This window comes from Nocardioides sp. NPDC057577 (assembly GCF_042801335.1).
In the GTDB taxonomy this organism is placed as follows: Bacteria; Actinomycetota; Actinomycetes; order Propionibacteriales; family Nocardioidaceae; genus Nocardioides.
The window spans coordinates 17,266-28,851 of sequence record NZ_JBHVGB010000061.1; the positions used below are offsets into that span (position 1 = coordinate 17,266).

Here is an 11,586-nt window from a genome sequence, read left to right on the forward strand (position 1 = left end):
ACCATAGCGCGCACCGCCGAAGGCTCGCAGCCCCGGGGCCCGCACAGCGGGATACCTCTAGTAGGTCGAGATCCGCAGAGCCCGCATCTTGGCGTACAGCGTGGTGCGGGAGATGCCGAGCTCGCGGGCGACCGCGGCCTTGTTGCCGTCGTGCTTGATCAGCTCGTGCAGGATGACGTCGCGCTCGGCCTGGTCGAGCGGCCGCACGGCGGCCCGCGGCCCCGGCACGCAGCCGAGCTTCGGCGGCAGGTCGGCAGGGACGATCGCACCGAACCGACGCCGGGCGGCGGCATGGGCGAGCACGGCCCGCAGCTCGCGTACGTTGCCCGGCCAGCGGTGCTCGACCAGGATCCGCTCGACGCCGGGAGTCAGGAAGGCGTCCGGGTTGATCCTGGCGAGCAGCTCGCGGGCCAGCCCGGGGATCTCGTCGCGCCGCGCGGCCAGCGGCAGCTTCTCCTCGACGCGGGAGGCCAGCGCGGCCACCGCCGCGGTGTGCTCGGACAGCTCGGCCAACGGCGCCGAGACCATCACCACGTGAGCCCGGTCCGGGCGTTCCAGTGCCTCCGCGACGACGCCGAGCAGCGCGTCGGAGAGCAGCTCGAGACCGTCGATGATGACGGTGCCCACCCCGGCGGCCATCCGGCGCCGGAACTGCTTGGCCCAGTTGCCGTCGCCCTCCAGGACCGTCGTGGCGCCGGTCAGCAGCGTGATCGGTGAGGACGGCGCGAGCTCCCTGGCCAGGGACGTACGCCCCGACCCCGGTGGCCCGGCCACCAGGATCGTCCCCGGCTCTCGGGCGGCCTCGGACAGCGCGCGGACCGAGACCCCGCGCCGGGGCTCGCGGGGCTCGATGCGTACGAGCGCGGCCAGACGGCGGGTGTCGAGCACCTCGGCGTGCACATGCACCGACTCCCCCGACTCCAGGCTCATGTCCATGACCGTCGCCCCCGGAAGATGTACGTCCTGGAGCAGGATCCGCAGCACGGCGATGTCCGCGCCGGTCAGGGTGTCCTGAGCCGTCTGGTTGGACACGGTCAGGTTCTCGCCGACCGCGACCAGCGCGCCGCGGCACGCCACCACGGCCTCGTGAAAGGCCAGCAGCAGCTGCTTGTCGGTGGTGCGGCTACCGTCCTGGAGGCGCCGCTGGATGTCGGTCACCGCACGCTGCACCACCGGGCGCAACAGCGGGTTGGCGTCGCTGGCCTGCGAGGTGATGTCGAGGACACCCTCGATCCGGTGCGTCACCGGATGCCGGATCGGCATCGCGAAGCAGCTGAACTCGCGCAGCATCTCGGCGAAGTGCTCCGCACCGTGCACCTGCACCGGGAGCCTGGTCTCGAGCGCCGTGCCCGGCGCGTTGGTGCCCAGCCGCTCCTCGAGCAGGCTGGCGCCCAGATCGACCCCGAGGCCGTCGAACGCCCTCGCCACCTTCGCCCGGCCGCACCAGCGATGCACGATCCGGCAGTCCCGGTCGACCAGCAGCGTGGCGTACGTCGTGCTGACGAGGTTCGCGGCCAGCTCCTTCAGGACAGGGCCGGCCGCCTCGTACAGGGAACCGTGCGGGTCGATGGCGACCGGCGCGAGCGAACCATGGGCCCGCACCGGGTCGACCCCGGCGAGGCGCGAGCGATGCCAGGACGCGGCGATCCGCTCCGGCTCGGATGACGTCGTAGGCGGCACAACATCCCCCCATCGAATGTGGCACTCGTCACATTAGCCCGGTGGGGTGCCGGTCGAAAGAGAACTGTTCAGGTTCTGAACACCCGCCGACCCGCTGCGCTGCGACCGTGACAGGGACCCCCGCTCCCCATCCCGGAACACCAAGGAGTCAGCATGAAGACCAAGGCCGCCGTCGTCTACGAACCCGGCAAACCGATCGTGATCGAGGAGCTCGACCTCGACAAGCCCCAGTCGGGCGAGGTGCTGATCCGCTACACGCATGCGGGGCTGTGCCACTCCGACGTGCACATCGCCCACGGCGACCTCGAGGCCCGGCTGCCGATGGTCCTCGGCCACGAGGGCGCCGGCGTCATCGAGGAGGTCGGGCCCGGCGTCACCCGGGTCAAGGCCGGTGACCGGGTCGTCTGCTCCTTCATCCCCAACTGCGGCACCTGCCGCTACTGCTCCAACGGCCAGCAGTCGATCTGCGACATGGGCGCGACCATCCTCGAGGGCTACCTGCCCGGTGAGCGGTTCCCGATCTCCGGGCCCGCCGGCCAGTACGGCGCGATGTGCATGCTCGGCACCTTCAGCCAGTACGGCGTGATCCACCAGAACTCGGTGGTCAAGGTCGACGACGACCTCTCGCTCGAGTCGGCCGTGCTGGTCGGCTGCGGCGTGCCCACCGGCTTCGGGTCCGCGGTGAACACTGCGGCGGTCAAGGCCGGCGACACCGTCGTGGTCTACGGCATCGGCGGCATCGGCATCAACGCCGTCCAGGGCGCGAAGCTCGCCGGCGCGAAGTACGTCGTCGCCGTCGACCCGCTGGAGAACAAACGTGAGGCCGCGCTCCAGCTCGGCGCCACCCACGCCTTCGCCGACGCGGCCTCCGCGCTGGCCGAGGTCACCAACCTGACCCGCGGCCAGCTCGCCGACTCCGCCATCCTCACCCAGGGTCTGGTCACCACCGAGAACGTCACCGACGGCTTCGACGTGATCGGCAAGGGCGGGATCCTGGTCCTGACGGGCCTCAACAAGCTCACCGAGCCGACCATCCAGCTCTCCGGCGCGGTGACCACCCTGTTCCGCAAGACGATCAAGGGCAGCCTGTTCGGCGACTGCAACCCGACGTACGACATCCCGCGGATCCTCGGGCTCTACCAGAAGGGCGACATCAAGCTCGACGAGCTGATCACCCGCACCTACACGCTCGAGCAGGTCAACGAGGGGTACGACGACCTGCTCAACGGCGCCAACATCCGCGGCGTGGTCGTCCACGACCACTCCTGAGGATGCCGTGGCCCTCGGTCTCGGCTCCGGAGCCGAAGCCGGGACCGGGGCCATGGCGGCGTACGATTCCCTTCCGTGGCTGACGTTGAGTTCCGATACTCCGACCTCCTCCCGACCGGCAAGGACGACACTCCCTACCGGCTGATCACGGACGAGGGGGTGGAAGAGATCGAGGTCGACGGGCGCAAGTTCCTCAAGGTCGACCCCGAGGCGATCCGCCGGCTGACCGCCGAAGCGATGAAGGACATCAACCAGTACCTCCGCCCGGCGCACCTCAAGCAGCTGCGCAAGATCATCGACGACCCCGAGGCCTCCGGCAACGACCGCTTCGTCGCGCTGGACCTGCTCAAGAACGTCAACATCTCCGCCGGCGGGATCCTGCCGATGTGCCAGGACACCGGCACCGCGATCGTGATGGGCAAGAAGTCCGAGGGTGTGCTGACCGGCGCCGACGACGCCGAGACCGTCAGCCGCGGTGTCTTCGACGCCTACACCAAGCTCAACCTCCGCTACTCGCAGCTGGCCCCGCTGACCACGTACGAGGAGAAGAACACCGGCTCCAACCTGCCCGCGCAGATCGAGATCTACTCGACCGCCGAGGGCGAGAACGGCCCGGAGTACAAGTTCCTCTTCATGGCCAAGGGCGGCGGCAGCGCCAACAAGTCGTTCCTGTTCCAGGAGACCAAGGCGATCCTCAACCCCGATCGGATCCTGACCTTCCTCGACGAGAAGATCCGCTCGCTCGGCACGGCCGCCTGTCCGCCGTACCACCTCGCCGTCGTCATCGGCGGGACGTCGGCGGAGTTCGCGCTGAAGACCGCCAAGTATGCGAGCGCCCACTACCTCGACAACCTCCCGACCGAGGGCTCGATGAGCGCCCACGGCTTCCGCGACACCGAGCTGGAGGAGAAGGTCTTCGAGCTGACCCAGTCCTTCGGGATCGGCGCGCAGTTCGGTGGCAAGTACTTCTGCCATGACGTACGCGTCGTCCGCCTGCCCCGCCACGGCGCGAGCTGTCCGGTGGCGATCGCGGTCTCCTGCTCCGCCGACCGTCAGGCGCTGGGCAAGATCACCCGCGACGGCGTCTTCCTCGAGCAGCTCGAGACCGACCCGGCGCAGTACATGCCCGACGCCGGCATGGCCGAGGAGATCTCGGCCGGCGAGGTCGTCGACATCGACCTCAACCAGCCGATGGCCGAGATCCTCGCGACGCTGTCGCAGCACCCGGTCAAGACGCGCCTGTCCCTGTCCGGTCCGATGGTCGTGGCCCGCGACATCGCGCACGCCAAGATCAAGGAGCGGCTCGACGCGGGCGAGGAGATGCCTTCCTACCTCAAGGATCACCCGGTCTACTACGCCGGTCCCGCCAAGACGCCCGAGGGCATGGCCTCGGGCTCCTTCGGCCCCACGACCGCGGGCCGGATGGACTCCTACGTCGAGCAGTTCCAGGCTGCCGGCGGATCCATGGTCATGCTCGCCAAGGGCAACCGCTCCAAGGTCGTGGCCGAGGCCTGCGGGACCTACGGCGGCTTCTACCTCGGCTCCATCGGCGGCCCCGCGGCACGGCTCGCGCAGGACTGCATCAAGTCCGTCGAGGTGCTCGAGTACCCCGAGCTCGGCATGGAGGCGGTCTGGAAGATCGAGGTCGAGAACTTCCCCGCCTTCATCGTCGTCGACGGCGAGGGCAACGACTTCTTCACCGACCCCTCCGGCACCACCACGGTCCCGCTCACCGGCATCCGGGTGCGTTCCAAGGAGCGCTGAACGGACGTCCGCCGGCGTGCGGCCGCGGCGATGCGGAGCGACCGGCTAGGTTGATGGGCGCCGATCCCCGAGGACGAGGAGACCCCATGCAGTGCCCCATCGACGGTGCCACCCTGGTGATGAGCGAGCGCCAAGGCATCGAGATCGACTACTGCCCGCAGTGCCGTGGTGTGTGGCTGGACCGCGGCGAGATCGACAAGATCATCGAGCGGTCGGTCGGCGCCCCGCAGCCCGGCAGCTACCAGCAGCCCCGCCAGGAGCAGCGCGACGAGCGACGCTATGAGAAGCGGGACTACGAGAAGCGGGACTACGACAAGCGCGACTACGACGACGACCGCCGCTACGACAAGCGCCGCAGCCACCACAAGGAGTCCTGGTTGGGTGACCTCTTCGGCTGATCCTGCTGATGGCCCCTGTGACACACCGACATACCGCGTGTCGCAGGGGCCCATCTGCTGGTAGCCGCTCCTGGCTCAGGCCCCTGCGGTGCCCCGTTGCCGGGCGAGCCACTCCCGCCGGAGCATTCCGAAGACCCACGAGTCGGAGACGTCGCCGTTCACGACGCAGTCCTCGCGAAGCGTCCCCTCGAGCTTGAACCCGAGCTTCTCCAGCACCCGGGCCGAGGCAGCGTTGCGGGTGTCGGCCTCCGCCTGGACCCGGTTGAGGTCGAGGGTGTCGAAGGCCCAGGTCAGCACGGCACCAACCGCCTCGGTCGCATAGCCATGGCCCCAGGCGGCCTCGCCGAGGCAGTAGCCGAGCGAGGCGCTGCGGAACTCCGGGTTCCACGAGTTGAAGGTGCACCAGCCGAGGAACACAGAGTCTCGTTCGATGGCCAGCCGGACGCCGACCCCCTCCTCCGCCATCTCCTGAGACCTGGCGATGAACTTCCCGGCGCGGGCCCGATCGGTCCACGGCGGCGAGTCCCAGTAGCGCAGTACGTGGGCGTCGCTCTGCAACGCGAAGAGATCATCCTCGTCGGTGTCGGCGAACGGACGCAGCCGCAGCCGCGTCGTGGCGAGCGTCGGAGTGGGCAGTGACATGGCCCGATGCTGTCAGCCCGTGACCGCTTGCCGCATCAGGTTTTGGTCACCGATGCTGGAGGTCGGTGACCGCGACGCGCGTGACGCGGATGCCCCATTCCTCGCGGGATCGGCGGGTGGCGTCGTACGCGACGTCTCTCAGGCGCTGGGCGGAGGTGAGGAACTCGTCCCGGTCGACGATTCCGGCGAACTCTCGAAGGTCCTCACGCACGGCACGTTCGAGCTGCTGCTGTGGCATGTCGACGCGGTAGGCGATCGACGGGTCCTCGAGCTCGAAGTAGACCTCCAGCGCCGCCTCGCAGACAAAGTTGTCGCGGCAGACGAGCGGTTCCCGCATCGACATCACCTGCTCGCGCATGTCGAACCGCGCGACGACCCGGTCCAGCAGCGGCACGATGGCGTTGAGGCCGGGCCTCAGCATCGTCCGGAACCGGCCGCGGCGCTCGACCACGAAGCAGGTTGCCGCCGGGACGACCTTGACGCTCGTCAGCGTCCCGACGATGACCACGACAACGAGCAGCACTACCACGAGAACCGGCGACATGCCGGTCAGGCTACCGACGTACGTCAGCCGATGATGCGATCCGCCCGGGCCGCCTCCTCGTGGGCCGCCTCGACCGCCTTGGCCGCCTCGTGCTCGGCCTGCTCGATGGCGTCGCGAGGCGAGGGGACCGGCGGCGTACGTCGTGCGTCGCCGTTCTCCGAGACCTTCGCCGACCGCAGAGAGGAGGCGTTGTCGGCGAAGGCGCCGGTGACCGTACGCATCGCCTCGGTGAGCTCGCCGGGGATGACCCAGAACGAGTTGCCGTGCGAGGCGAGCGAGGGCAGCATCTCGAGGTACTTGTAGGCCAGGACCTTGGCGTCGGCGTCGTTGGCGTGGACCGCCTGGAAGACCCGCTCCAGCGCCGTGGCCTCACCCTCGGCCTCGAGGATCCGCGCCTGCTGGTTGCCCTCTGCCTCCAGGATGGACCTCTGCCGGGTGCCCTCGGCCTCGAGGATCAGCGAGGCCCGCTTGCCCTCTGCGTGCAGGATGGCGGCGCGCTTGTCACGCTCGGCGCGCATCTGCTTCTCCATCGCCTCCTTGATCGAGGCCGGCGGGTCGATCGCCTTGATCTCGACCCGGTTGACCCGGATGCCCCACTTCCCGGTGGCGTCGTCGAGCACCTCACGCAGCCGCGCGTTGATCGTCTCGCGCGAGGTCAGGGTGCTCTCCAGGTCCATCGAGCCGATCAGATTTCGCAGGGTGGTGACGGTGAGCTGGTCGATCGCCTGGAGGTAGTTGGCGACCTCGTAGGCGGCCGACCGCGGGTCGGTGATCTGGTAGTAGAGCACCGTGTCGATGTTGACCACCAGGTTGTCCTCGGTGATCACCGGGCGCGGGTTGGAGGAGTAGACCGTCTCGCGCACGTCCAGCTTGGTGTTGACCCGGTCCACCAGCGGGATCACGAAGTTGAGCCCCGGCTGCAGGGTGATCCGGTAGCGCCCGAAACGCTCGATGTTGTAGCGCCGGGCCTGTGGCACGATCCGCACCGTCGAGGCGACCGCCCCCACCACCAGCGCGACCATGACCAGAACGATCAGCAGAAGTTCCATCTCGTACGCCCTCCTCTAGGGAGACAGCGACAGCGGGTCGCGCGGGTGCACGAGCGCCGTCGCGCCTTCGATCTCGAGTACGTCCACCCGGCATCCGACCGGGATGATCAGGTCCTCGTCATAGGGCCTGGCCGACCATTCCTCACCTGCGAGGCGCACCAGCCCGTGCTCGAAGCTGACCTCCGCGGTGACGACCGCCTGACGACCGATGAGAGCGTCGGTGCCGTCCTTCACCGCCGGCGGCAAGGACATGTGTCGACGCGCGACCGGCCGCACCAGCAGCACGCTGCCGCCGCCCGCGACGACGAACACGAGCAGCTGCACCAGCACCGGCGCGCCGAGGGCCGCACTGCCCGCGGCAAGCAACGCCCCACCGGCGACGAAAGCGAACGCCAGCGTCATCGTGAACGCCTCGGCCACTCCGAGCAGCACCGCGACGAGGATCCAGAAGAACGACCACATAAGCCCACCAGACTCGGTTTCCGACCAGCGTACTCCCGGTGTGGTGCTGATCACACGGGGTCAGTCAGAGTTGTTCCGCCCGTTGAGCAGCGGCAGCCCCGCCCACAGCGAGACGAACAGGGCCAGGACGGCCACGGCGGCGACGACGCCGGCTCCGAACGTGAGGACGACGTCGAACACGAGCAGCACGACCAGCGCCGAGACGATCGCGAAACCCACCAGGCCGGCACGCGCGCAGAGGTGCGAGGCCGTGACCAGCCACCGCCGCTGCCGGTGACGGAACAACATCCGGTGGAAGGAGACCGGGGCGATGATCAGGGAGGTGGTGACCACCGAACCGACGAGCACGACGAGGTAGATCGCCTGCTGGTAGTCGGCCAGGTCCGGGAAACGGGGCGAGAACGGGACCGTCAGCAGGAAACCGGTGAGGATCTGCACGCCCGTCTGCAGCACCCGGAGCTCCTGGAGGAGCTCGTTCCAGTTGCGGGTGATCCGCTCCTCCGGACCCTCCTCCGGACCACCACCCTCTACCTCGTCGCGGTGGAAGCTGCTTGCGGGCATCAGAACACCGGCCGTCCCCCAGTCACCCCGAGGACGGTGCCGGAGACGTAGGACGCCTCGGCCGGAGATGCCAGGAACACGAACGCAGGCGCGACCTCGGCCGGCTGACCTGCGCGCCCCAGCGGCGTGTCGGCGCCGAACTTCTGCACCTTCTCCGGCGCTTGCGTCGCCGGCTGCAGCGGAGTCCAGATCGGGCCCGGTGCCACCGCGTTCACCCGCACCCCGTCGGGCCCGAGCTCGGCGGCCAGGTTGACCGTGAAGTTGTTGATGGCCGCCTTGGTCGCGGCGTAGTCGAGCAGGCTGGTCGATGGTTCGTACGCCTGGATCGAGGCGTTGTTGATGACGCAGCCGTTGCTCTTCTGCAGGTGCGGGACGGCTGCCCGGGTGAGCCAGAGCAGCGCGTACAGGTTGGTCTTGAACGTCCGGTCGATCCGCTCGTCGTCCATGTCCGTCAGGCCCTTGTCGCGGGCGAACTGGTAGCCGGCGTTGTTGACCAGGATGTCGAGGCCGCCGAGCTCCTGCACGGTGCGTTCGACGACCTGGTCGCACGCCTCGCGCTCGCGCAGGTCGATCGGCATGGCCAGCGGCGTACGTCCGGCCTCCTCGACCAGCTTCGAGGTCGTCTGCGCGTCCGGCTCCTCCTCCGGGAGGTAGGTGAAGGCCACGTCAGCCCCCTCGCGGGCGTACGCGATCGCGACCGCGCGGCCGATGCCGGAGTCGGCACCGGTGATGAGCGCGACCTTGCCGTCGAGGCGGCCGTGGCCCTGGTAGCTGGACTCGCCGTGGTCCGGCTGCGGGTCCATCTCGCCGGTGAGCCCGGGAGGCTCCTGCTGCTGGGCGGGGAACTGCGTGTCGTCATCGCTCATGAACGGCCCAGTACCCACATCGGACACAATGGAGCCGTGAGCGAGCGTCAGCGAGTGAACCAAGGAATCACGCGACCGCATCCGTACCCTGGCGCTTGCGCTACGGAGGTGGTCGCGTGAGCGAATCGGTGATCGCAGACGGGGGCCTCGTGCTGAAGCACCGCGCGGACGGCCACCTGGAGCTGCGGGCCAACGGGATCTTCGTGATGGACACCCGGGAGACCTCGACCGAGAAGGCGCTGGCCACGCGCGCGCTCGAGCTGCACCCGGAGCCGAAGCACGTGCTCATCGGTGGCCTCGGGCTCGGGTTCACCCTCGAGGCCGTGCTCACCGACCCGCGGGTCGAGGCGGTCACGGTCGTCGAGATCGAGCCGCGGCTGGTCGAGTGGATGCGCGCCGGGAGGGTCCCGCACGGTCCCGAGCTCCTCGACGACGAGCGCGTCCACATCGAGGTCGCCGACGTGGCGGTGGTCCTGCGGGAGAGCCCGGCCGCCACCTACGACGTCGTGCTGCTCGACGTGGACAACGGCCCCGGCTACCTGGTCCACGACGCCAACGGAGCGCTCTACGAGGCGCCGGCACTGGGCGACGCCCGGCGGGCGACGGCCCCGGGTGGCACCGTGGTGGTGTGGTCGGCGGCGAAGGCTCCGGTGCTGCTGGAGGTGATGAGGCACGTCTTCGACGACGCCGAGGCGCTCTCCTACCCCGTCGATCTGCAAGGCCACTCGGAGACCTACTGGCTCTACGTGGGCACGGTCTCGCACGGGAATGGCACCAACTAGTCAAAGGTTGAACCAGACATGGACGACATGAGCTTTCGCATCGAGCACGACTCCATGGGTGAGGTCCGGGTCCCGAAGGATGCGCTGTGGCGCGCCCAGACCCAGCGGGCCGTGGAGAACTTCCCCATCTCGGGCACTCCCATCGAGCCGGCCCTGATCCATGCGATCGGACATGTGAAGGCGGCCGCGGCCAAGGCCAACTTCGACCTCGGCGTCCTGCCCGGCGACAAGGCCGAGGCGATCATCGCCGCCGCAGGCGCGGTCTCCGAGGGCCGGCACGACGACGCGTTCCCGATCGACGTCTTCCAGACCGGGTCCGGCACCTCGTCCAACATGAACGCCAACGAGGTGATCGCCTCGCTGGTCGCGCGGACGGGTAGCCCAGAAAACGGGCAGAGCGTACATCCCAACGACCACGTCAACGCCTCCCAGTCCTCCAACGACACCTTCCCGACCGCGATCCACGTCGCCGCCGCCGTTGCCGTCACCGAGCAGCTGCTGCCCGCGATCGACGCGCTGGCCGGCTCGCTGGAGGCGAAGGCCGAGGAGTTCTCCGGCCTGGTGAAGTCCGGGCGTACGCATCTGATGGACGCGACGCCGGTCACCCTGGGCCAGGAGTTCGGAGGGTACGCAGCCACCGTCCGCTACGCGGCCGAGCGCCTCGAGTCGGTGCTCCCCCGGGTGCGCGAGCTGGCGCTCGGCGGCACCGCGGTCGGGACCGGTATCAACACGCCCGCCGGATTCCCGCAGGCCGTGATCGCCGAGCTCTCGAACCGCACCGGCCAGCCGTTCACCGAGGCCCGCAACCACTTCGAGGCCCAGGGCACCCGCGACTCGCTGGTCGAGCTCTCCGGCGTCCTGAAGACGATCGCGGTCGGCCTGATCAAGATCAACAACGACCTGCGCTGGATGTCGTCGGGCCCCACCACCGGCTTGGCCGAGATCCACCTGCCCGACCTCCAGCCGGGCTCCTCGATCATGCCCGGCAAGGTCAACCCGGTGGTGCCGGAGGCGACCTTGATGGTGGCCTTCCAGGTGATCGGCAACGACGCCGCGGTGACCGCCGCCGGCGCCTCGGGCGCCTTCGAGCTCAACGTCGCGATGCCGGTGATGGCCCGCAACGTCCTGGAGTCGATCCGTCTGCTCTCCACCTCGATGACCGTCCTGGCCGAGCGCACCGTCGACGGGATCGTCCCGGTCCCCGAGCGTCTCCGCGCCTACGCCGAGTCGTCCCCCTCGATCGTCACGCCGCTCAACAAGTACATCGGCTACGAGGCCGCCGCCAAGGTCGCCAAGCAGGCCCTCGCCGAGGGCGCCACGATCAAGGACACCGTGATCAAGCTCGGCTACGTCGCCGACGGCACCCTCACCGAGGCCCAGCTGGACGAGGCCCTGGACGTCGAGTCGATGACCCACCCCTGAAATCGTCGAGTCGGCTCATCCTGACGGCGAACCCGGCGCTGACCATCATGGCGCTGGTCGACCGGGCCGCCTCGCGGCTGGCCGCCGGCGCCCGGAGCGGGCTGCGCGCTCCGCTCCCGGTGGAAGGAGGCCGGCGGTGAACGGACG

General features: G+C 69.2%; 12 protein-coding genes. 5 read left to right on the forward strand and 7 right to left on the reverse strand.

Annotated elements, in window-relative coordinates:
* Positions 1-57: 57 nt before the first annotated feature.
* The gene (locus ACFU7D_RS14305) at positions 58-1,680 is read right to left on the reverse strand and encodes a sigma-54-dependent Fis family transcriptional regulator (protein ID WP_378868020.1); all 1,623 of its coding nucleotides are present in this window, start codon (positions 1,678-1,680) and stop codon (positions 58-60) included.
* Between the two features lie 153 nt (positions 1,681-1,833).
* On the opposite strand from ACFU7D_RS14305, the gene ACFU7D_RS14310 reads away from it, so the two are divergent.
* The 3 genes from ACFU7D_RS14310 (at position 1,834) to ACFU7D_RS14320 (ending at position 5,111) form a co-directional block, all read left to right on the forward strand.
* Positions 1,834-2,949: a Zn-dependent alcohol dehydrogenase gene (locus ACFU7D_RS14310; RefSeq protein WP_378868022.1), complete on the forward strand. Its 1,116-nt coding sequence runs from the start codon at positions 1,834-1,836 to the stop codon at positions 2,947-2,949.
* 75 nt (positions 2,950-3,024) lie between these two features.
* Positions 3,025-4,713 carry a fumarate hydratase gene (locus ACFU7D_RS14315; RefSeq protein WP_378868024.1) on the forward strand — a complete coding sequence of 563 codons (1,689 nt, stop codon included), beginning with the start codon at positions 3,025-3,027 and terminating at the stop codon, positions 4,711-4,713.
* An 86-nt stretch (positions 4,714-4,799) separates the two neighbouring features.
* Positions 4,800-5,111, forward strand: a complete 312-nt coding sequence (locus ACFU7D_RS14320; protein WP_378731173.1) for a zf-TFIIB domain-containing protein — start codon at positions 4,800-4,802, stop codon at positions 5,109-5,111.
* 75 nt (positions 5,112-5,186) lie between these two features.
* Here ACFU7D_RS14320 and ACFU7D_RS14325 read toward each other — a convergent pair whose 3' ends face one another.
* The 6 genes from ACFU7D_RS14325 to ACFU7D_RS14350 are packed head-to-tail and all read right to left on the reverse strand — an operon-like array spanning position 5,187 to position 9,235.
* Positions 5,187-5,753 carry a GNAT family N-acetyltransferase gene (locus ACFU7D_RS14325; protein WP_378868026.1) on the reverse strand — a complete coding sequence of 189 codons (567 nt, stop codon included), beginning with the start codon at positions 5,751-5,753 and terminating at the stop codon, positions 5,187-5,189.
* A gap of 46 nt (positions 5,754-5,799) precedes the next feature.
* Positions 5,800-6,297 carry an SPFH domain-containing protein gene (locus ACFU7D_RS14330; RefSeq protein WP_378868028.1) on the reverse strand — a complete coding sequence of 166 codons (498 nt, stop codon included), beginning with the start codon at positions 6,295-6,297 and terminating at the stop codon, positions 5,800-5,802.
* Between the two features lie 23 nt (positions 6,298-6,320).
* Positions 6,321-7,346: an SPFH domain-containing protein gene (locus ACFU7D_RS14335; RefSeq protein ID WP_378868030.1), complete on the reverse strand. Its 1,026-nt coding sequence runs from the start codon at positions 7,344-7,346 to the stop codon at positions 6,321-6,323.
* 15 nt (positions 7,347-7,361) lie between these two features.
* The gene (locus ACFU7D_RS14340; protein WP_378731165.1) at positions 7,362-7,808 is read right to left on the reverse strand and encodes an NfeD family protein; all 447 of its coding nucleotides are present in this window, start codon (positions 7,806-7,808) and stop codon (positions 7,362-7,364) included.
* 60 nt (positions 7,809-7,868) lie between these two features.
* Entirely contained in the window at positions 7,869-8,369 is a 501-nt protein-coding gene (locus ACFU7D_RS14345; RefSeq protein WP_378731163.1) for a DUF6328 family protein, read from the reverse strand.
* A complete protein-coding gene (locus ACFU7D_RS14350) occupies positions 8,369-9,235 on the reverse strand; it encodes a glucose 1-dehydrogenase (RefSeq protein ID WP_378868032.1) in 867 nt (288 codons plus the stop codon). The genes ACFU7D_RS14345 and ACFU7D_RS14350 overlap by 1 nt, the downstream gene beginning before the upstream one ends.
* A 116-nt stretch (positions 9,236-9,351) precedes the next feature.
* Here ACFU7D_RS14350 and ACFU7D_RS14355 point away from each other — a divergent pair, with 116 nt between their 5' ends.
* Both ACFU7D_RS14355 and ACFU7D_RS14360 read left to right on the forward strand, forming a co-directional pair.
* Entirely contained in the window at positions 9,352-10,017 is a 666-nt protein-coding gene (locus ACFU7D_RS14355; protein WP_378868034.1) for a spermidine synthase, read from the forward strand.
* Positions 10,018-10,035: 18 nt separating this feature from the next.
* The gene (locus ACFU7D_RS14360; RefSeq protein ID WP_378868037.1) at positions 10,036-11,439 is read left to right on the forward strand and encodes a class II fumarate hydratase; all 1,404 of its coding nucleotides are present in this window, start codon (positions 10,036-10,038) and stop codon (positions 11,437-11,439) included.
* The last annotated feature ends 147 nt before the right edge of the window (positions 11,440-11,586 follow it).